The organism is Bacillus sp. SYZHCR11, assembly GCF_057196865.1.
The window spans coordinates 355,764-376,028 of the sequence record NZ_JBXUND010000002.1 but is presented as its reverse complement, the minus strand read 5'-3'; the positions used below and the strand labels follow the sequence as shown (position 1 = coordinate 376,028).

General features: G+C 42.6%; 24 protein-coding genes, 1 tRNA gene and 1 pseudogene. 14 read left to right on the top strand and 12 right to left on the bottom strand.

Annotated features, from left to right (window positions below):
* The first annotated feature begins 88 nt into the window (after positions 1-88).
* Positions 89-664: an LOG family protein gene (locus tag AC2CGA_RS08580; protein WP_015387658.1), complete on the top strand. Its 576-nt coding sequence runs from the start codon at positions 89-91 to the stop codon at positions 662-664.
* 208 nt (positions 665-872) lie between these two features.
* On the opposite strand, the gene AC2CGA_RS08575 is transcribed toward AC2CGA_RS08580, so the two are convergent.
* Together AC2CGA_RS08575 and AC2CGA_RS08570 are read right to left on the bottom strand one after the other, a co-directional pair.
* Positions 873-2,249, bottom strand: coding sequence for an MFS transporter (locus tag AC2CGA_RS08575; RefSeq protein WP_015387659.1), 1,377 nt, complete (start codon positions 2,247-2,249; stop codon positions 873-875).
* Between the two features lie 42 nt (positions 2,250-2,291).
* Positions 2,292-3,422: a 2-methylaconitate cis-trans isomerase PrpF family protein gene (locus AC2CGA_RS08570; protein ID WP_014305893.1), complete on the bottom strand. Its 1,131-nt coding sequence runs from the start codon at positions 3,420-3,422 to the stop codon at positions 2,292-2,294.
* Between the two features lie 173 nt (positions 3,423-3,595).
* Here AC2CGA_RS08570 and AC2CGA_RS08565 point away from each other — a divergent pair, with 173 nt between their 5' ends.
* Complete coding sequence (locus tag AC2CGA_RS08565; RefSeq protein WP_003151510.1) at positions 3,596-4,456, top strand: LysR family transcriptional regulator; 861 nt, start codon at positions 3,596-3,598, stop codon at positions 4,454-4,456.
* Between the two features lie 43 nt (positions 4,457-4,499).
* Here AC2CGA_RS08565 and clpP read toward each other — a convergent pair whose 3' ends face one another.
* A complete protein-coding gene (clpP, locus tag AC2CGA_RS08560; RefSeq protein ID WP_003151513.1) occupies positions 4,500-5,096 on the bottom strand; it encodes an ATP-dependent Clp endopeptidase proteolytic subunit ClpP in 597 nt (198 codons plus the stop codon).
* A gap of 247 nt (positions 5,097-5,343) precedes the next feature.
* A complete protein-coding gene (locus AC2CGA_RS08555) occupies positions 5,344-6,318 on the bottom strand; it encodes a LacI family DNA-binding transcriptional regulator (protein WP_024085838.1) in 975 nt (324 codons plus the stop codon).
* A gap of 389 nt (positions 6,319-6,707) precedes the next feature.
* Here AC2CGA_RS08555 and AC2CGA_RS08550 point away from each other — a divergent pair, with 389 nt between their 5' ends.
* The 3 genes from AC2CGA_RS08550 to AC2CGA_RS08540 all read left to right on the top strand — a co-directional run bounded on the left by AC2CGA_RS08550 (position 6,708) and on the right by AC2CGA_RS08540 (position 9,715).
* Entirely contained in the window at positions 6,708-7,940 is a 1,233-nt protein-coding gene (locus AC2CGA_RS08550; RefSeq protein WP_024085837.1) for an MFS transporter, read from the top strand.
* Between the two features lie 14 nt (positions 7,941-7,954).
* Positions 7,955-9,424 carry a glycoside hydrolase family 32 protein gene (locus tag AC2CGA_RS08545; protein ID WP_230639648.1) on the top strand — a complete coding sequence of 490 codons (1,470 nt, stop codon included), beginning with the start codon at positions 7,955-7,957 and terminating at the stop codon, positions 9,422-9,424.
* 215 nt (positions 9,425-9,639) lie between these two features.
* Positions 9,640-9,715 (top strand) — tRNA-Arg (locus AC2CGA_RS08540).
* A gap of 59 nt (positions 9,716-9,774) precedes the next feature.
* On the opposite strand, the gene AC2CGA_RS08535 is transcribed toward AC2CGA_RS08540, so the two are convergent.
* Both AC2CGA_RS08535 and AC2CGA_RS08530 read right to left on the bottom strand, forming a co-directional pair.
* On the bottom strand, positions 9,775-10,086 hold the full coding sequence (locus AC2CGA_RS08535) for a hypothetical protein (protein ID WP_003151521.1): 312 nt from the start codon (positions 10,084-10,086) through the stop codon (positions 9,775-9,777).
* Between the two features lie 16 nt (positions 10,087-10,102).
* Positions 10,103-11,530, bottom strand: a complete 1,428-nt coding sequence (locus tag AC2CGA_RS08530; protein WP_349686214.1) for a lipase — start codon at positions 11,528-11,530, stop codon at positions 10,103-10,105.
* A gap of 51 nt (positions 11,531-11,581) precedes the next feature.
* Here AC2CGA_RS08530 and AC2CGA_RS08525 point away from each other — a divergent pair, with 51 nt between their 5' ends.
* A complete protein-coding gene (locus AC2CGA_RS08525) occupies positions 11,582-11,896 on the top strand; it encodes a DUF1433 domain-containing protein (RefSeq protein WP_014305887.1) in 315 nt (104 codons plus the stop codon).
* A gap of 187 nt (positions 11,897-12,083) precedes the next feature.
* Here the strand turns inward: AC2CGA_RS08525 and AC2CGA_RS08520 are convergent.
* Positions 12,084-12,194 (bottom strand): annotated as a pseudogene (locus AC2CGA_RS08520) (sporulation transcription factor Spo0A); the annotation flags it as partial.
* Between the two features lie 66 nt (positions 12,195-12,260).
* Here AC2CGA_RS08520 and AC2CGA_RS08515 point away from each other — a divergent pair.
* A complete protein-coding gene (locus AC2CGA_RS08515) occupies positions 12,261-12,605 on the top strand; it encodes a DUF1433 domain-containing protein (RefSeq protein ID WP_015387665.1) in 345 nt (114 codons plus the stop codon).
* 95 nt (positions 12,606-12,700) lie between these two features.
* Here AC2CGA_RS08515 and AC2CGA_RS08510 read toward each other — a convergent pair whose 3' ends face one another.
* Positions 12,701-12,826 (bottom strand): hypothetical protein, encoded by a 126-nt coding sequence (locus AC2CGA_RS08510; RefSeq protein WP_015387666.1) that lies wholly within the window; start codon positions 12,824-12,826, stop codon positions 12,701-12,703.
* A 247-nt stretch (positions 12,827-13,073) separates the two neighbouring features.
* Here AC2CGA_RS08510 and AC2CGA_RS08505 point away from each other — a divergent pair, with 247 nt between their 5' ends.
* The 5 genes from AC2CGA_RS08505 (at position 13,074) to AC2CGA_RS08485 (ending at position 15,734) form a co-directional block, all read left to right on the top strand.
* Entirely contained in the window at positions 13,074-13,316 is a 243-nt protein-coding gene (locus tag AC2CGA_RS08505; RefSeq protein WP_223203804.1) for a DUF1433 domain-containing protein, read from the top strand.
* Positions 13,317-13,522: 206 nt separating this feature from the next.
* On the top strand, positions 13,523-13,807 hold the full coding sequence (locus tag AC2CGA_RS08500; protein ID WP_014305885.1) for a DUF1433 domain-containing protein: 285 nt from the start codon (positions 13,523-13,525) through the stop codon (positions 13,805-13,807).
* 613 nt (positions 13,808-14,420) lie between these two features.
* Positions 14,421-14,765 carry a DUF1433 domain-containing protein gene (locus AC2CGA_RS08495; RefSeq protein ID WP_021734097.1) on the top strand — a complete coding sequence of 115 codons (345 nt, stop codon included), beginning with the start codon at positions 14,421-14,423 and terminating at the stop codon, positions 14,763-14,765.
* 300 nt (positions 14,766-15,065) lie between these two features.
* Positions 15,066-15,224, top strand: coding sequence for a DUF3237 family protein (locus tag AC2CGA_RS08490; protein WP_003151533.1), 159 nt, complete (start codon positions 15,066-15,068; stop codon positions 15,222-15,224).
* Between the two features lie 21 nt (positions 15,225-15,245).
* Positions 15,246-15,734, top strand: coding sequence for a phenolic acid decarboxylase (locus AC2CGA_RS08485; protein ID WP_014305882.1), 489 nt, complete (start codon positions 15,246-15,248; stop codon positions 15,732-15,734).
* 41 nt (positions 15,735-15,775) lie between these two features.
* Here the strand turns inward: AC2CGA_RS08485 and paiA are convergent, their stop codons facing one another.
* The gene (gene paiA / locus AC2CGA_RS08480) at positions 15,776-16,294 is read right to left on the bottom strand and encodes a spermidine/spermine N(1)-acetyltransferase (RefSeq protein WP_060387177.1); all 519 of its coding nucleotides are present in this window, start codon (positions 16,292-16,294) and stop codon (positions 15,776-15,778) included.
* Between the two features lie 132 nt (positions 16,295-16,426).
* Here paiA and AC2CGA_RS08475 point away from each other — a divergent pair, with 132 nt between their 5' ends.
* Together AC2CGA_RS08475 and AC2CGA_RS08470 are read left to right on the top strand one after the other, a co-directional pair.
* Positions 16,427-17,056 carry a YczE/YyaS/YitT family protein gene (locus tag AC2CGA_RS08475; RefSeq protein ID WP_014305880.1) on the top strand — a complete coding sequence of 210 codons (630 nt, stop codon included), beginning with the start codon at positions 16,427-16,429 and terminating at the stop codon, positions 17,054-17,056.
* A 79-nt stretch (positions 17,057-17,135) separates the two neighbouring features.
* Positions 17,136-17,666: a dihydrofolate reductase family protein gene (locus AC2CGA_RS08470; RefSeq protein ID WP_003151538.1), complete on the top strand. Its 531-nt coding sequence runs from the start codon at positions 17,136-17,138 to the stop codon at positions 17,664-17,666.
* A gap of 31 nt (positions 17,667-17,697) precedes the next feature.
* Here AC2CGA_RS08470 and AC2CGA_RS08465 read toward each other — a convergent pair whose 3' ends face one another.
* From AC2CGA_RS08465 to slrR, 3 genes are all read right to left on the bottom strand, one after another.
* Positions 17,698-17,898: a hypothetical protein gene (locus AC2CGA_RS08465; protein ID WP_003151539.1), complete on the bottom strand. Its 201-nt coding sequence runs from the start codon at positions 17,896-17,898 to the stop codon at positions 17,698-17,700.
* Between the two features lie 148 nt (positions 17,899-18,046).
* Positions 18,047-19,495: a carboxylesterase/lipase family protein gene (locus AC2CGA_RS08460; protein ID WP_015387670.1), complete on the bottom strand. Its 1,449-nt coding sequence runs from the start codon at positions 19,493-19,495 to the stop codon at positions 18,047-18,049.
* Between the two features lie 80 nt (positions 19,496-19,575).
* Positions 19,576-20,031: an HTH-type transcriptional regulator SlrR gene (slrR, locus tag AC2CGA_RS08455; RefSeq protein WP_003151541.1), complete on the bottom strand. Its 456-nt coding sequence runs from the start codon at positions 20,029-20,031 to the stop codon at positions 19,576-19,578.
* Positions 20,032-20,265 lie beyond the last annotated feature (234 nt).

Genomic DNA, 20,265 nt, shown 5'->3' with positions numbered 1-20,265 from the left:
TTCTTATTGATATTATCATATAGAGATGGGACAATATATAGTGTATTTTGGTTTATTGATGTACATATATAGATGCGGAGATGAAAAAATGAAAACCATTTGTGTATTTGCGGGGTCAAACCCGGGGGTAAATGAAGAGTACAAACGCAAAGCGGCCGAACTGGGTGAATATATGGCGGAGCAGGGAATCGGCCTTGTTTACGGCGGTTCACGGGTCGGTCTGATGGGAACCGTCGCTGATGCGTTAATGGCAGGCGGCGGAAAAGCTGTCGGCGTCATGCCGAGCGGGCTTTTCAGCGGAGAGATTGTTCATCAGAATCTGACGGAGCTGATTGAAGTCAGCGGCATGCATGAGCGGAAAGCGAAAATGAGTGAACTTGCCGACGGGTACATTGCCATGCCCGGCGGTTTCGGAACATATGAAGAGTTATTTGAAGTGCTGTGCTGGGCGCAAATCGGCATTCATCAAAAACCGATCGGGCTGTACAATGTGAACGGGTATTTTGAGCCGATGATGAAGATGGTCAAGTACAGCATCCAGGAAGGATTTTCGAATGAGTCTCATTTAAAGCTGATACATAGTTCCTCCCGGCCGGATGAGCTGATTGAGCAGATGAATCGGTATACATACCCGATTTTAGATAAGAAATGGCGTGAATTGTAAGGCAGCGGTCTAAAATATGTTTCGGCGGCTGCATCTAATTCATTCTGACGGAAAGTTCTTTTCTCCTTCTCATGCGTACCACGCCTTTCTTCGTAATAAGAGATATGTCTGAGAATAAGAGGCGAATGAGAATGCTGTTGGGGTTGAAAGAAGAACATCCATTTCCTCAAAGGAGATGGATGTTTTGCGGTTTCCAGACTGTATGCGTTTACAACTTTTGTTGCACGAAAGTTTCTTCCGATATGAAATCATCCTGCTCCATCTTTTGTTTTTTTGAACCGATTCCAAATATACCGACTGTCAGTGCACAAAGAAACCAGCAGCCTGTAAAGAATAAGAAAACACTTAAAAATCCGTAGCCTGAATACAGGAAACTGACGACAAAGGGACCGGCTACATTTGCAAGGCGTCCTACGCCGTAAGTGAGGCCATTTCCAGATGCCCTGGCTTCAACCGGATATAATTCCGGCGTATAAGCATATGCGATCGAACTGAAAGTACGCTCAAACATATGCATGAGAAATCCGCATACGATAATGACCATCGGCAAAGGATTGATGCCGTAAAAGAATCCAAGCGCCATAATAATTAACGATAAAACAGAAATGGCCCACTTTCGATCCACACGGTCAGAGATTTGCGCCGCAATGAGAGCGCCCAGCGGGGCACCGATCGTTCCCAGAGTGACGTATACGATAGACTCATCCATTGATACGCCTTCTTTCACCAGAAGGGTGGGAACCCACGTGCCAAAGCCTTGAATTGCAATGGTGGAAGCTGCCCACATCGTCATTAAAACAAAAGTTCTTCCTGCTAAAGGCTTTTGAAACAGCGTCCGATATGGAACGGATTTTACAGCGGTTTGTCTGCTTTGCAGAGCCGGAGCTGGTTCAGGCAGTTCACCCTTTTCATTTTCTGCTTTTGCCTCCAGTTCAAGCAGAATGCGGTGTGCTTGTTCGCTTTTTCCTTTCGTGTCCAGCCATTTCGGTGATTCTTCCAGTTTTCTGGCGATCAGCGGAAAAAAAATACCGACCGCGCCGAATAGAAAGACAAACCGCCAGCCGTAAGAGGCGGACGGCACGACCAATTTAGCCACCCAGCCGGCCGCAGGAATTCCGCATATGCCGATTGTAATACAGATTGCCTGGTATTTGCCTTTAGTTGCGGATGGGAAAAATTCGCTGATATACGTACTCGCCACAATCGTTGTGGCGCCGATACCTAAACTCGTAAAAAATCTAAAAACACCGAGTATTTCTGGGTTCCAAGCCAGAGAAGAGAGGAGGGAGAAGGAAGAGAAAAAGGTGACAACCAGAATTAAACCTTTTTTCCTTCCGAAACGGTCTGAAAACCATCCTCCGGCAGAGGCGCCGATAAACATTCCGAAATAGGAGACAGATGTAATAAAAGCGATAGTATGAGTGGATATGTTCCATTCCTTTAAAAGTGAAGGCGCCGCATATGAAAACGTATTTAAATCGATAAAATCAAAAAAGTAAGCGAATGAAAGGATAACGAGCACTGCTTGATGGGCCCTTGAAAAAGGCAGTCTGTTTAATCGATTAGACGCATTTACATTGATCATCTCGTATTCCTCCGTTTATCTTTGACTTGTCTGAAGACGGTATTAACCAATGTGATTGAGCGTATTCATGCTGTAACTTTGTTTAGTAAACACATAGCCTTCAGAGATTTTTCTTGCTGTGCGTACTACTTTAATCGTTGTTCCGTCCGGATCAACATCTGCCTCGGTTTTTAAAATACCGCTTGGATGCCCCAATCGGATCGTTCTCCCGGAGAATGAAAATTCAGATAATATTGTATCTTGCAATAGCATGCCGGCAGTCGTACATACCGCCCCTGTAATGGCTAAAGCTTGATGCGGTTTTTGCATGGACATCATACGAATGACAAGATCCATCTCTTCTGCGTGTCTCTTTATCCCTTTTGTATCGATATAATCCGCTGGAGATGAGATTAATGTCAGTTTTGGTACGGCCGGTGATTTTGCAGCAGCCTCATGTCTCGGAGCGAATCTGCATTTCTCGGCTGCAATCGATCGGATCATTTCGAGCTTTTCCAATATATCCGGGGTATATTCATCCGGAAGTTCTAAGCCGGTAAGCCCCGTGTCCTCTGCTTTTACAAAGACAAGCGGATTGGCGTAATCAATAATCGATACCGAGATATTTCCATACGGGGTATCGAGAACATCAATAGGCTGACCGGTGGGAAACAGCTTACCGGTCACCGCTCCTTCAGCCTGGTGAAATGAAAGATAAATAGGAGAAGCTGTACCTGGAACCCCCGGAATAGAGCAGTCCCCCTGGTAATGAAATGTTCCATTTCTGACTTCGACTTCTGCTGCGATCACTTTTTGAGTGTTTGTATTTAAAATTCTGACTTTTGTAACCGGCTCTTCAGCTTGAACGAGCCCTTTCTCAATAGCATAAGGGCCTACGGCAGAAGAGATATTTCCGCAATTGCCTTTGAAGTCGGTAAATTTGTCAGTCAGACTGACCTGAGCAAACGTATACTCAACATCTGCATCCTTTCTGGCGGATTTCTTAATAATGGCTGCCTTGCTTGTGAGAGAATGGCCGCCGCCGAGACCGTCAATTTGTCTCTCGTCAGGGCTCCCCATAATGTCTAAAAGAAAATCGCTCCATAGGTTTGTATCGTCTGGCATGTCTTTTTGAAGAATAAAAACGCCTTTGCTGGTGCCGCCTCTCATAACGGTTACAGGAACTTTTTCCATGCTGTCTCATCCTTACATCATTTTGTGTGGATAAAAAGGTACCGGTCCCTTTGGAAGATATCGTATGATAAATAAGGATTATAAGTAAAACATATAATTTTTATAAAGTTGAATAAAAAACTTTTATAATAGGAGAAAATTTTATAGCAGAAAAATATTTTGGGGGATTTCATATGGATGAAAAGGATTGGATTGTGCTCATTACATTATTCGAAGAAAAAAATATGACGAAGGCGGCAGAGCGATTATATATGACACAGCCGGCGTTAAGTTATCGGCTCAAAAACCTGGAAGCACAATTCGGAGTGCGCCTTTTTTATAAAAGAAAAAAAGGGATGGAGTTCACTTCAGAAGGTGAACATCTGGTTGATTATTCGAAAGAGATGCTGCAGGAGTTCAGAAGAGTGAAGGATGATATGCTCAATATGAGCCATGAAGTCAGCGGGGTTCTCAGATTAGGAGTCTCAAGCAATTTTGCTCAGTATAAGCTCCCGGCGATTCTAAAACGGTTTTCTGATCAGTATCCGTCTGTTCAATTCCACGTCAATACGGGATGGAGTGCGAAGGTGATGGATCTGCTTCATCATTCGGGGGTACACCTTGGGATTATGAGGGGGAATTATGATTGGCAAGGAGAAAAACAACTGCTGAATGAAGAGAGGCTGTACCTTATTTCAAAAACTGAAATCAACAGTGAGGACCTTCCCAAATTGCCGATGATTTATTATCAAACTGATGCTTCTTTGAAAAGTTTGATTCAAAAATGGTGGAATAACCAATTTACTGAACCGCCTTTCATTGCAATGGAGGTAGACAGGCAGGAAACCTGTAAAGAGATGGTGAAAAACGGCCTCGGTTATTCTGTTGTGCCGGAAATCTGTCTTCAGCCTTCTGATGAATTATACACATTGGCGCTATCCTATAAAAATAATGAGCCTGTGATACGCGATACTTGGCTCATGTATGATTCTTCAGCGTTAGAATTATCTGTCGTCAAAGCATTCATTACTTTTTTGAATGGGAATAAAGCATAAAAAAACCTGCAAGAGACATCATCTCTTGCAGGTTTTTTGGGCATTACTTCTGGTCTTCCGTATTGCGTGTCAGCACTTTATCGATTAAGCCGTATTCTAAAGCTTCATCAGCTGATTTGAAGTTGTCGCGGTCTGTATCGCGCTCAATGACTTCAAGCGGCTGGCCGGTACGTTCAGCAAGCACTTTGTTTAATTTGTCGCGAAGCAAGAGAATGCGTTTTGCGGCGATTTCAATTTCTGTCGCCTGTCCTTGCGCTCCGCCAAGCGGCTGGTGAATCATAACTTCACTGTTAGGAAGCGCGTAACGTTTGCCTTTTTCTCCGGCTGCAAGTAAAAATGCTCCCATAGAAGCGGCCATACCGATGCAGATCGTGGATACTTTCGGTTTAATGAACTGCATTGTATCATAGATTGCCATACCGGCAGTGATTGATCCGCCAGGGCTGTTAATGTAAATGGAAATATCTTTTTCAGGGTCTTCCGCTTCAAGGAATAAAAGCTGTGACACGATGGAGTTCGCAACGTTGTCATCAATCGCAGATCCAAGCATGATAATACGGTCCTTCAAAAGACGGGAGTAAATGTCATAAGCTCTTTCTCCGCGGTTCGTTTGTTCAATGACTGTAGGTATTAAATTCATAATGCTCCTCCTTCACCTTTTAGGTAAGTATGTATTTACATGATACATTTTTGGTCAATAAAGGTCAAACAAAACGCTGACCAAAATGCCAACCTTTTCTTCTAACACCATTTTTCCCATAAAACAAAAAGTTCAAACAGCAAAGTGAAAATGAGGATGATCAGCGCCGGAGCCTTGAGAAAATGATATGGCCGGAGCGCTCAAAATAGACCGCAGTCGCGTCGGTACATACGGCTGAACGGTCTGACTACGTTGTCCGTCCTTCCAAAAGCCGTACCGGCAAATACGTTTCCAGCGGCAAATCATCAAATTCGCCTTCAATTTCTTTTGCTAAAATCTCGATGGCTGTTTTGGAAATCAATTCGATCGGCTGCTGGATGGTTGTCAAGTCCGGCAGAACCGATTGAACGGTTTCAGTGCCGTCATAACCGATCACTTTTAATTGATTCGGGATGTCTTTCCCCCGTTTTTTGGCCTCGGTCATCACGGCAGCCGCCATGATATCATCGCTGGCAAAAATTCCGTCGGTGTCAGGCTGTTCATCGAATAATGTTGAAATAATATCATGGTAATGCTGATAAAAGGGTACTTCATATGTAATAGGCTTCCGTCCGTGTTCATGCATGACGTCTTCGTATGCTTTTCTTCTGAGGTTTGCCGGTGTTTCGAGTTCAATCGGGCCGTTGAGATGGACGATGTGCCGGCACCCTTTTTCAATCAGCAGTTCAGCCGCCTTTTTTCCGCCGTCATAGTTGTCTGAGCCGACGACGGGAATCGTGTCCGATAAGTAATGATCAATGGCGACAATCGGCAGATTCTGCTTGTGATAATTGAGAATTCCCCGGTTATAAGTCACGGCGATCACGCCGTCCACTTGGTTTCTTATCAGCATCTCCAAATATTTTTCTTCCTTATCCTTTCGATGTAAACTGTTGCAAAGCAGCAGTTTGTAGCCCATGGACGTACAAATGCTTTCAATATGAAAGGCGAGTTCGCCGAAAAACGGGTTGCTGGAGTTTGGGATGATAAGTCCTATTAAATTGGTTCGTTTTCGGAATAAAGAGCGGGCCAGATCGTTTGGAAAGTAATTGATTTCTTCCATCGCCTTGTACACTTTTTCTTTTGTTTTTTCGCTGATATAGCCGCGGTTATTTAATACCCGCGAAACGGTTGTAGATGAAACTCCCGCTATTTTCGCAACATCATGAATGTTAGGCTTCATTCCCGTGCCCTCCTGCTTACTGAAATGGCTTACAATTTCCGTCACGCACTTATTTTAGAGAATCAGGCTGACATGTGCAAGGACATTCCATGTTTCTGTTTTCATATAAAGAGGGTGCGTTTTGTTTGATTGGAATAATCAGAAAATCATATGTCAACCGATTGACATATGAAACCGGTTGACATACAATTCTTTTTGAAAGCGCTTTATTTACGGAGTGAAGGGAAGTGACGGGTATGGAGAGATGGCTGGCGGCAATAAAGTGAAAGAATCAAGCAGCGGCGGAAAGTAAGCGCTTACTCAGAGCTCGCATGTATGTGATGAATATGAAGAAGGAAGTATGCGGCTCAAAATGACTATTAAAAGGTCCTATTAAAGGAGCGGTGCAAATGAAAAGCTCAAAAAGTCTGTATTGGAAACTGAGTGCTTATTTCTTCTTTTTCTTTTTTACTTGGTCTTCCAGCTATTCTTTATTTGCGATTTGGTTAGGGCAGGAAATCAATTTAAACGGATCAGCGACAGGCATTATCTTTTCTGTAAACGCCGTATTTGCCCTGTGCATGCAGCCTCTTTACGGTTTTATCTCTGACAAATTGGGGCTGAAGAAAAAGATTTTGTTTATGATCAGCTGTCTTCTCATATTCACGGGTCCGTTTTATATCTACGTCTATGGGCCGCTTTTACAATACAACGTCTTTCTTGGCGCCGTTGTCGGAGGCTTATATTTGGGAGCCGCTTTTTTGGCGGGAATAGGCGCGATTGAAACGTACATTGAAAAGGTCAGCCGTAAGTATGATTTCGAGTATGGAAAATCAAGAATGTGGGGCTCGCTGGGCTGGGCGGCGGCTGCATTTTTTGCAGGGCAGCTTTTCAATATCAATCCCAATATCAACTTCTGGATCGCGTCTGTTTCAGCCGTCATATTAACGGCCATTATCATGTCCGTGAAAATAGAAATGACCGATCATGAGAAAAACAGAGCGGAATCGGTCCGGTTAAAAGATGTGGGGCGGCTCTTTTTATTAAAAGATTTCTGGTTTTTTATGATGTACATTATCGGGGTGACTTGCATTTACGGCGTTTATGATCAGCAGTTCCCGATCTACTATGCGTCTTTGTTTCCTTCAGTGTCGATGGGTAACCAAGTATTCGGCTATCTGAATTCATTCCAGGTGTTTTTGGAGGCCGGCATGATGTTTCTTGCGCCTTTTATCGTCAATAAGTTCGGAGCGAAAAACAGTTTGATTTTAGCGGGGTTTTTAATGGCTTTCCGCATCGTCGGGTCCGGAATTGCAGTTGAGCCTGTAGGCATTTCATCAATGAAACTCATCCACGCACTGGAATTGCCGATTATGCTGATCGCCGTTTTTAAATATTTGGCCGCCAATTTTGATACGCGTCTGTCGTCCGTCCTTTATCTCGTCGGTTTTCAATTCGCATCTCAGGCAGGCGCGTCGATTCTGTCGCCGCTTGCGGGAGGATTATATGACAGTGCGGGGTTCCGTCAAACCTATCTCATCATGGGATTCGTCGTCTTTGGTTTTACCGTCATCTCCATATTTACTTTATTGGGCCCGAAACAAAACAGCAGGCGTGTCCAGCGTCTGCAAAAAATCGGATAGAGAGGATGTTACAAATGGACAGAATTCAGCAGGCGGAAGAAGCTTTGAAGGAAGCCGAGGGTAAAGTGAAACAAAGATATCGATTGGGGTATCATATTATGCCGCGGGCGAATTGGATCAATGATCCGAACGGGCTTATTCAGTTTAAAGGAGAATACCACGTCTTTTTTCAGCATCATCCGTATGATGAGCATTGGGGGCCGATGCATTGGGGACATGTAAAAAGTAAAGATCTCATTCATTGGGAGCACCTGCCGGTTGCCTTAGCTCCGGGGGACGAATTCGATCAAAGCGGCTGTTTTTCGGGAAGCGCGGTCGATGATCATGGAAGATTAGCCCTTATCTATACAGGACATAATATAATTGATCAAGAGAAAGACCTATTCTATCAGACTCAAAATATCGCTGTCAGCCAAGATGGAACCGTGTTTGAAAAGCTTCAGGAAAACCCTGTTATTACGGAACCGCCGGAAGACAGCGCCCGTCATTTCCGCGATCCGAAAGTATGGAAGCATCGCGATGTTTGGTATATGGTCATCGGCAACTCTTCAAAAGAAAACGTCGGACGGGTCGTTTTATACCGTTCACCTGATTTGCGTGATTGGGAATACGCGGGGGTTCTCGCCCAAAGTGACGGTAATCTCGGTTATATGTGGGAATGTCCTGATTTCTTTGAATTAGGCGGCAAACATGTCCTGCTGATTTCGCCCCAGGGTATCGAGGCGGACGGCGATTCATATAACAATTTACATCAAACCGGCTATTTAATCGGTGACTATAATAATGAAACAAACAAATTTACACACGGCGCTTTTAAAGAACTGGATCACGGCCATGACTTTTACGCCGTGCAAACATTATTAGATGATAAAGGACGCAGAATTGCCATCGGCTGGATGGATATGTGGGAATCTGAGATGCCGACAAAAGCGGACGGATGGTGCGGTGCACTGACTTTGCCGCGGGAACTGACCTTGCGTGATGATCATAAACTTTTGATGAATCCCGTGGAAGAAACCAAGCAGCTGCGGAAAATGGAATATCGGGAATGTGCCGGACGATCGGTTTCAGGGAGTTACTTGGCAAAGACGTCCGAAGACCTGCTTGAAGTCCGAGCCGTGTTTGATGTAAACGATTCTGATGCCGAAACGGCAGGTTTTAAGATTCGCGGCCTTGACGAAGAAGAACTTGTGCTGGCATACAATCTAACGGATAAAAAGCTGACACTTGATTGCACCAAGATGGGGAAAGAGAAAGACGGTGTGAGAAGGGTGCGGCTGGATGCAAACGGCAAGCTGGCGCTGCGTATCTTTATTGACAGATCCTCGATTGAAGTATTCGCCAATCATGGAGAAACAACGATGACAAGCCGTATCTATCCGAATGAAGGCAGATTGGGGATTGAGCTGTTTTCTGAGAAAGGCGCCGTAAAGGTTGAGGAATTCACCTATTGGACGTTAAAGGACATTTGGAAAAAAAGCTGAAACGGGTGATTATCGCTTTTTCTGAAGCGGGTGGAAATGTACCGAGCCGAGGGCAGTCCGCCTGAAATACATTTTTTGTGAAAATCAATGCCGTTAAACGATGCAGGATTATGCTGCACGAGGACGCTGCATAATCCTGTTGTGTATAATCAAAAAAGAGTTGCTTTCTGTGCGTTTCTTTATTATAATATAAAGGTATCTGATTGAAAAAACGTGCGCTCGTAGCTCAGTTGGATAGAGCGGTGGTTTCCGGTACCACGTCTGTCGGGGGTTCGAATCCCTCCGAGCGCGTCTCAGTTAAGAAGATAGGAAAAACCTCGCAGATGATAAATCTGCGAGGTTTTTTTATTTTATCTTGTTTTGAAACTGTTAATGAATGTGTCTCTGTTATGTTCGGTGCCGGCAATCAGCCGCGCACTTTCACTGATCCGCTGCGCAAGAGCTTTTTGCGCCTTGCCTTCAAAGCTGTTCAATAGTGCTGAATACACTTCATATAATTCATCTTTCAACGTATCCATTTCGAATGTCGGTTTCAGCGTTTGGCGCACTGTTTCCAGTTTTGTCCCCGCTGCCTGCGTCATGGCGGTTTTCAGCATCTGCCGCTGCAGCCTTTTCTTCATCGGGTCGTCCTTGTGTTCTAAAAGTTCGTCTAATGTCGGCATTATGTATCCACCTCTATCATCTTAACCAGTTTGCGAGCATCTGGTCTTTTTCCTGAAATTCGTCCGCTATTTTATGTAAGAATCCGCCGATCTCTTCAAGGTCCGTGATCGCCGCCTGCAAAGAATCAATAAACGCCTGCTCAGCCTGTGTGTCGTAAAAAATCGGTCCTTTATCGTAGGATTGCGCAATATCTTCAATTGTATTGGTCACGTCCTGTGCTTGAAGCTGATCAAACAAGCCGTGTCCGACTTGGCCGTAAAATTCCGTTTTCAGCTCGGCGATTTTTTCATCGTGCTCCTGATAGGCGTTCTGCGCTTCTTTTTTCATCGTCCGCAAATCCTCAGTCATGGCCTGCACCTTTTCAGCCAGCTTCTTTGCGTTTTTCGGCGTTACTTTTATCGCGTCTCCGCTTCCGATCGCACCGGCCGGCAGAAGAGCGCCGAGATTTTTATCGAAGACTAACTCATCTCCGTTCGGATTTGTGATGTTTCCGTTTCGGTCAAATATGAAATTCGCTTCATTTAAGCCGTGTGTATCCGGATTTCTCAGAATGACGGTAGTAAAGAAATAAGCGAGATTTTTGCCGATCTGCTCGTTCAAGTTCCCATCAAGCCGCTGCTTCCGGCTGAACTGTGAGAGTGAGGGGTTTTTCGTATAAATCGTTGTCCCGTTGTGGCGGTCATATTCGTTCCAATAACCCGCCCCGACCATGTCGTCCGGATTGATAATTGACCGGATGTAAGGATCGTATATGCCGCTGTTGATGTCTTTCTTTGTTTCCTCATCGTGCAGTTTCACGACGGAAGGGCTGTTAAACGCGACGGCGTACACATCATTATTCACCGCGCTGTATTCGGCCTCAGCGCCGCCGAGTGAATGGCCGGTTGTTGAAATAATCGTTGATGTTCCGGCATACTTTTTCTTTACGCTGCGTACCAGCTGATCGGCTTGATCGATTTGCGATGTTTTCGTTATCAGCTTATACTTTCCGGTTGTGAGCATGGCGTCTTGAGAGGGCGTTCCATTATATTTTCCGAGTGTTTTCGAGGTATCCTCCGCGCCTTTTTTTACAATATAATACACTTCTTTTTGCGGATCATTTCCGAAAACAATATTCCCGCCGTCCGCTTTTACGCCGTCATTGATCGGGTCTTTTCCGATATCGGTTCCCGCAAAAGCGACGACCACGTTTTCGGGGTTTTTTGATTTTATCCATTTTCCGTTTTTGGACTTGATGCCTTTTGAGAATACAAAGGCATCAAGACCCGTATCAGAATCCTGCTTCACTTTCTCAACGTACCAATATGACGTCTTACTTATTTTATAAGGAGTTTTATATTTCATATGCAGGGCTAACATTTTATAATTGTAAGCTGCTTGACTCAAACGGTAATATTCTTTATCTGTGACATCAGAGACGGTTATTTCTTTTCCTTTTGGCATATATACATCACCTTTCTTATATTGTAAAATAGTTCCGAAAGGATGATACGCATGAGAAAATACATTATTATCCTAATTGTTATAATTATAGCAGTGGGAGGTTTTTTCGTGAAGCATCAATATGATAAACATAAAAACGAAGAAAAACTTGTGATTGAGGCGCAAGATCATATGAGGAATTACTTAAAAAAAGACTATAAAAATGTACAGGAAGTTCACTTTTCAAAAGACTACAATATCGATCCGACAGGCGGAGTTGAAGTTTCAGGCTACATAAATAATAATAAAGAAAAAGAATTTTCCGGTATATATGATCCAACGAACAAGGAGATAGGTATTTCAGTGGTCAATGCCGAAGAAAGGTAAAATACCCACCTCAGGATGAGTGGGTATTTATTTTGTTTAATTATCTTACAAAATTCGTGATATGTTTCTCATACAGTTCAAACCTATTCCTGAGATCAATCGCCTCTACCGTCTCATTTGTCGAGGTATCCCCGATATTAACGGTAAACGCGTACAAATATCATGACAACTCAACGACAGGAAAACGTCAGATCAGCATTTTACTCGCTTTAAGTTCCAATCTTAACTTGTCAGCAACAATCGCGATGAATTCTGAATTGGTTAGCTTTGCTTTTGACATGCTGAAAGTATATTCATATCAAGTTTTCGCTCATTTCGTTTACTTAAGAACGACAGTTATTTATAGGAAGGGATTGATTTCCAAATGAAAAAGAAAAAGTACATAATTATCCTTATTTTAATAATTATAGCAGTTGGGGGACTTTTTATGAAGCATCAGTATGATCAGAAGGAAAAAGAGATTGCGTTATTCGAAGAAGCCCAGAATCATATGGAAAAGTTTTTAACAATGAACTATAAAAATGTGGATAATATCCATTTTTCCGAGGATTACCATATTAATCCAATGGGTGGTATTAGTATTAAGGGTTATACGAATGGAAAAAAAGAGTTTGAAGGTCTATATGATCCAGGCAATAAAGAAATATTATCATATACGGTTGATGCCGAACCCAAAGAAGAATGTAAAGATAAGCTTTGTACAAGATAAATTAGCCAGCTCAATCGAGCTGAGCTAATTTTGTTTTATTGCTCTTACTCTATCTCCTCGACATAAAACAAATCTTCCATAGGTACATTTAATCCTCAGTTAATAATGAATAGTGTTGTGATATCATATCTTGTATTTGTTTTAAATCTGCTTATCGCAGCCTCAGTAGAACCAACTAAATCAGCCAATTCCTTCTGGATTTGAATTCCTTTCTCCTTCATTACTTCATTTAACCTAGATCTAACTATAACTAACGCTTATAAAAAAGTATTCTCGATCACTGATACTTGATACGTTGATGTTTTTTAGACATGTACAACACCCCGAGGTTGATATAAATTTAATCTAAGAAAGGATGAGTTTGTGAAGAGATGCAAAATTGCCCTAATATTTGTGATAACTATAGCGTCAGGAAGTATCTACATGAAGTACCACCATGATTAAAAAGAAGCAGAACAAGAACTTTTTATCCAAGCGAAAAATAAAATGGAAAGTTATATAAAAGCTAATTACAAAAATATAAAGCGGATTACATACATTAACAATTATAAAATAAATCCTATGGGTGGTATTTCCTTGAAGGGGTACTTGAATGGTAATAAGGAAAAAGAATTTTTCGGACTTTATGACAAAACGAATGATGAAATAGGAGTTTCGTCAGTCGATGCAGAAGAGAAACCCGAATGTCAGGAAAAAGAATGTGAATACTAAAAAGACGCTGGAATAAAGAAGTACTCTGGATTGCCGCTTATTTGATCCTCTGCGGACATTGAAGAAAAATCTTAAGACCCTAAATGCATCGGATGTCACCACCATTTTTCCATTCCGCGAGCTTCATCATAACTGATGGGACGGATGATTCTGTGAAAAAATATATTATTATCTTCATTATCTTAATAGCAGTTGGGGGTTTTATAATGAAGAATATTAATGATAAAAATGAACAGGCAGAAGAGGTAAAGATTGCTCAAGAACGAATGGAGAAATTTATCAAAGCGAATTATGAAGGAATACATAACGTTACATTTAAAGATAAATATGAAACAGATCCAATGGGCGGGATAGAGGTATTTGGCTATTACAACGATGATACATCAAATAAATTTGACGGTATTTATGATAAAGCAAATGACAAGATTATGGGACACACTATAGATGCTGTGAGAAAGAAAGAATGTAGAGATAAAGACTGCGATTATTAATAAAGACGCCAGTGTGGCGTCTTTTTTGTATTATACCTTCAATTGCTTCGGAAATTGTGGACCATTTTTCTATTCCGCGAGCTACATGTGTACCTTTGCCTGCTATTGTTGCGTATGCTTCATATGTATTATTGGCTGGCCCCAAAAACTCTAATCGATAAATCCTTTTGCTTAAAGAGTAGCCATTCTTGTTTTTCTCTTTATAATACACTTCTGTTTTCGGATCATTCCGAAAACAATATTTCCACAGTCAAAGATCGGGCCTTTTGCGATTTCGGTTCCTGCAAAGGGGACGACCACGTTTTCGAGTTTTTTGATTTTACGCATTTTCCGTTTTTCTTCACTGCTTGTACTAATACAACCGAATCAAGTCCTGTATTATCGTCTGATTTTATTTGATCGACGTACCAGTAAGTAGGTTTTGAAATGAAAGAATTAGTACGTATATACTCAGTGTTCACTAATTTCCTTTTAAGATAGTCACAGTTATAAGCACGTTGACTCATCCTGTAATATGTTTCATTTGTCAGGCTTGAAGTCCTGATTTTCTTGCTCAAGATATATAGCACCTTTCTTGTCATGTAAAATAGGGTAGGGAAAGGGATGATTTTTTTTGAAAAAATACCTTATTATTGTATCGGTGTTAATTATAACTGTTGGAGGGTTGATTATGAAGCATCAATATGATGTGAAAAAGGAAGAAAAGGCTCTTTTTGAAAAAGCCAAAAGTAAAATGACCGAATACTTGCATCACGAGTACAAGGGAATAGAGAAAATTTCTTATGATGATTATTTTATTGATCCAACTGGCGGAATTACAGTTGAGGGGTATCTAAACGGCGATAAAACTAAAGAATTTGACGGTTTATATGATCCTGTAGGTGACAAAATAGGAAGCTCCTCTGTGGATGCGGAAGAAAAATCTTTAGACGCCCAGCTGGCATTTTTATTTTTGTAAGATTCCTTTTATTGCAGCAGATGTCGCGGATCATTCTTTCTAATCCGCGAGCTGCATATGGAGCATGAAGCGGTAATGAATTTGTACTAAACGAAAAAGACAAGGGTTTCGGCATGTGCCGCCCTTGTCTTTTTTATTGAACACTGTAAAACATAACCGGAAACAGCTCATTATTTGACAGTCCATTTTAACAGCGTTACAATTAATCATGTAAATAGTTACATGTTTAAACAAACATAATGTCTCGGGAGGTGATACGTCCTTGAATGAACCTTCTTTAAAAAAGTCATTTATGAGTCAGTGAAACGCATCATTGATCCCGAGCACGTGTATTTCCGCACTGTGCCTGTGTTTGAAACAAGCAGTGAGGCATATCAGCATCTGCAGGACCGGCTGTTTATCGGGGCTGCGGTCAGATTGCCGGATGACATTCGGTTAGATATTTATGAAATTCAATAATAAGATGGAGAGTGAGTCAACATGGAAAACTTTATCGGAAGCCATATGATTTACACGTATGAAAACGGCTGGGAGTATGAAATCTATATTAAAAATGATCATACGATCGACTATCGGATTCATAGCGGAATGGTAGGCGGCCGTTGGGTGCGCGACCAGGAAGTGAATATCGTCAAGCTGACAGAAGGCGTATACAAAGTGTCATGGACTGAACCGACAGGCACAGACGTTTCCTTAAACTTTATGCCGAATGAAAAACGGATGCACGGAATTATTTTCTTCCCGAAATGGGTGCATGAGCATCCGGAAATCACGGTGTGCTACCAAAATGATTACATTGACGTGATGAAAGAGTCACGTGAGAAATATGAAACGTACCCGAAATATGTCGTTCCCGAGTTTGCGGATATTACGTATCTTAACAATGCGGGAATCAATAACGAAACATTGATTTCAGAAGCGCCGTACGAAGGAATGACCGATGATATCCGTGCGGGAAAATTAAAATAAGAGAAAAAACCCGGCAGCTTGGCCGGGTTTTTTGTATCCTTTTACGAGAGGGTTTTGGTCATGATAAAGTCGACTTGTTTATCATCCCCCATATAAAAAGAGTGTTCTCCGGTTTGGACAAACCCCATTTTTTGATAAAAGGCGATTGCATTTTCGTTTTTTTCCCATACGCCCAGCCAGATGTTCTTTTTATTGTGTGCTGTTGCGATTTTCACAGCTTCATTCAGCAGATATTTGCCAAGCCCGTGTTTCTGATGGCTTTTTCTTATATAAATTCTCTCAATCTCAAGAGAATCATCCCCCATTTTTTCTGACTGTGCTTCGTTCATGTTGACTTTTACATACCCCGCAAGGTCATCATGATAATAAATAAAATAGAATTGAGAAGACGGATTGGATAATTCCTTTTTCAGCTGTTCAGAGCGGAATGCATTTTCCAAATAAGCTTTCATATTTTCAGGTGAATTTTGATCTTTAAATGTATCATTGAATGTTTCAATGCTTATCTCCCGGAGCTCTGTTATATCGTTAAGGCTGCACTTTTTTAATTGAATACTCATGGTCATACAGCTCCTTTCTTCATTTATCATATCAGCTGAATTTTGTTGTATTTGCAATGAAAATACCGTATAGTAAACATACCGTAATTTTGTTGTATTTGCAACATAAAATAAGAAAATGAGGACGATAAAGTGAAATATGTTTTTTATGTTTTAGGAATCATGATCTTGACCTTTGGTATTTCTGTCACGATTCAATCAGATCTTGGAACATCGCCTTTTGATGCGCTTATTGTGGGATTGTCCGTCCATGCAGGGCTTACCGTGGGAAGCTGGGAAATCATCATCGCTTTCCTGTTAATTTGCTGTAATTCAATGTTAAAAAGGCAAAGACCGGAATTTTCAGGGATGATTACGGCGTTCATAACGGGAATCGGGATTGATATGTGGCTTTTTTTTCTGCATCGAGTCATAACGCCTGAACTATGGTACGGAAAGGCGGGCTGTTTTGCAATCGGTTTAGTTGTGATAGGGATAGGAACCGCAACCTATCTGCACACAAATTTCGCACCGATCCCGGTTGATCGGTTAACGCTAATTGTCCGTGATTTAACCGGGAGAAGCATCTTTTTTTCAAGAACGGTCATTTACTTCATATTTTTCATACTGGCCGTGATGCTAAAAGGTCCGGTAGGCATCGGAACGTTATTAACCGTTTGTTTAGGCGGGATCATCCTTCATTTCTTTATGCCGATTACCGGAAGATGGATAGACGGCATATTAACAGCATCTCCAAAGCAGGAAGAAACGAAAACCCGGTAACGGCGGTTTTTACCCGATTTTATCATTTTTCATTTCACCCGCATGTTTAAGGTATAATAAAAAAGGGGGAGGGATTTTTATGAGCGGTCAAAGAAAGCTCGTTTTTTACGGAGCTGTCAGCGCAGATGGCTATCTTGCGCGGGAAAATCATTCTTTAGATTGGTTAATCGGAACTGAAGGTGAAGACAGCACCGATTATGAAGCTTTCTATGAATCTGTCGATACGATCATTATGGGCAGAAAAACATACGAGGAAATATTGGTTTTATTGCCTGAGGAATTTCCGTACAAAGGTAAAGAATGCTATGTGTTTTCGCGGACATTGACCGGGCGTACTGAACATGTGCGGTTTATTCATGAAGAGCCTGCCGATTTTATAAATGCATTGAAACGGCAAGAAGGCAAGCGGATTTGGATTGTCGGCGGGAGTGATCTGCTGCACCCGGTTTTGGAGGAAAAACTTGTCGATGAGTTTATCATTCAGATCGCCCCCGTTCTGCTCGGCCGCGGAATTTCTTTGTTTAAACCCGGAGACCGGGAGACAGGACTGAAGCTGACTGATGTCAGGCGTTACAAACAATTTGCGGAGTTGCATTATGAAGTGAGATAAAATGAAATGTATGAACGAAACCCAGTAAAGGTTACCGGGTTTCTTTTTCATGTTTGTTTTTATGTTTTGAAATGGTGTGGGCCGGACCGAATGAAAACCCTGCAACCATGATAACAACCCCTATCCACCTCACGGCATAGAAATCAGTGTCGCGCAGGAAGATAAATGAAACTAAGATAATAAGCGCCCCGATTATAACGGCAGCTGTACCGATAATACTTGATTTCTCCATATAGAAACTCCTTTATGAATGTTTGGTTAACGTATTGGGTTGGAATATAACATATCAGGGGTAATGCGGAAATGGATATGCTGCGAAGCTGACTGATGTCTGTAAGATGAAAATGAAACGCCAAGGGAGCCGGCTCCCTTGGCGTTTGTTATGCTTGAAACAGGATGCGGCGTTTTGCTGAATCGGGATCACTTTCGACAGCGGTATCCGTGTTGAAAAGCAAAGTTTCGCGTGAATCGGTTTCATATTCAGGCCAATTGAAGTGAGAGGTGTTCGGGTTTCCGGTTTTTGCAAAAGCGAGCCATGCGGATTGAATTTGTTTGGAAAGCTGTTCTGCGTCATCACCGAGCGGCTCTTGCAGCGTCTTTCTCAAAGAATCAAAGTTTCCGAACACAAACGGCAATTCCAGAGCGTGAACGGCTTTATGAAACGGCGGTGTTTCGCCATGCCAATCAAAGCGGTACATCCAGACCGGTGCGTGTTGCGACTGTCCTTGTGCGAAAGCGACAGCCGGCCGCCAGAAAATCAGATCCGTCATCATATCGATTTGTCCCTTTAATGAATGCGGATATAAATCTGCCGCTTGCTCGGTGCAGTTTTCTCCGAGGTGATAATGCAAATAATCTTGCTGCTTTTTCTCGGAGTGAATGTCTGTATCAGGGGTGAAAAACAAATATGCTTCATCACGATTGGTTCCGATGATCATAGGTATGCCTTCTGCGGCCCCGTCTGCTATGGCTTTCACCGGTTCCGCAGGCAATGTGGCCGGATCGATGGCGGGCTGAAACAAAAGCTGAAAAATGTTTTGATCCAGTGAGCGCCGCACTTTATCCGCAGTCTTAAGCAGGTCATTAACGGAAAGCTCCTGCAATTGATCAGTGCCGGCTTCATGAATAAATGCCGCCGCGATGTCTTTTGCCATATCCGCCGGCATCGTATGAGAGGCGCCGCTTTCTAAAATGGCTTTATGAAACAGGCCTTTTGCGTCAGGCATTGCCATAAGCGCAGCGATGCTCATACCGCCTGCCGATTCACCAAATATCGTAACGTTATCCGGGTCTCCTCCAAATTCGGAGATATTGTCCCTCACCCAGCGCAGCGCGGCGATCTGATCGAGCAGCCCGATATTGGCGGAATACGCGTCATGAATAGAAGACAAATGTAAAAAGCCTAACGGTCCGAGCCTGTAATTGAGTGTCACGACAATGACATCTCCGTCAGCGGCAAGGGCAGATCCGTCGTAAAGCGGTTCGCTTCCGGCACCTAAATAAAATGCCCCGCCGTGTATCCATACCATGACAGGCTTTTTTTCGCCCTCTGAATCGGGGGCGAAAACGTTGAGGTAAAGGCAATCTTCAGATTGAGGCGGTATATCTCCGGAAAACGATATGGACAGCATATCATCCGGCTGCGGACAAATCGGCCCGAACGAATCGGCATGTTTTATGCCGTCCCAAGGTGCGGGCGGCTCCGGCGCTTTAAATCTCAGCTCTCCGACGGGCGGCTTCGCGTACGGTATGCCCTTCCATGTGCGGGCACCGCGGCCGGCAGTTCCTTTCAGTGCGCCGCAGCGGGTTTGAACGGTAAGTTTTGTCATGATTTCATCCCCTTTTTTCTTTTCATTATAAACAGAGATGAAGGCATGAAGCGAATAAAAGCCCTTTCATCAGCATATCATCAGTAACGCTTCCGTTCTAAAAATGATCTGACTTCCTGAACGGACAAGCCGAGTTCTTTTGCTTCCTGCATCAGCGCTTTCCATTCTTCAATGTTGGATTCAGTCAGTTTTCTGTTGCGGTAGGGTGCGGGCTCCGGGCGCTTTTCAGTCAGTTTGTTCGTAAAGGTGAACAGTTCTTCTTTCGGCATGCCCGACTGCACGGCCTGCACAAGGTGGATGCGCCACTCATCTTCCGTGCCTCCCATGTGATGCAGCATCGTTTCGGCATCAAAAAGCTCCGTCAGATCGACCTGCAGGGTGGCGGATACTTTTTTCAGAAATTGGATGGACGGATTTGAGTGAACCCCCCGTTCTATCTTGCTTAAATAAGATTTAGAGACACCTGCTTCAACTGCTAGCTGATTAATAGAGTAGCCTTTTCTTCTGCGGTATAAACGAATTATTCTTCCAATCATTGTGCTGAATTCTCCCCTGTATACTGGCATTTTTTTGTTCATTATAAGAAATTTTTCGTTCTTTATAAAATTTAAAATTATAAGGGAAGTGCAGTAAATAAGAGGAAAATCATGATAATGTTCTCTAAAAAGAACTAAATGGCTTAATTTGAAATTTTCAAATTTCGACCTTTTCTTTTATAATCCAATCATTAACAGAAGGGGGCGTTTAAGCCTGATGCAATAAGGATGAGG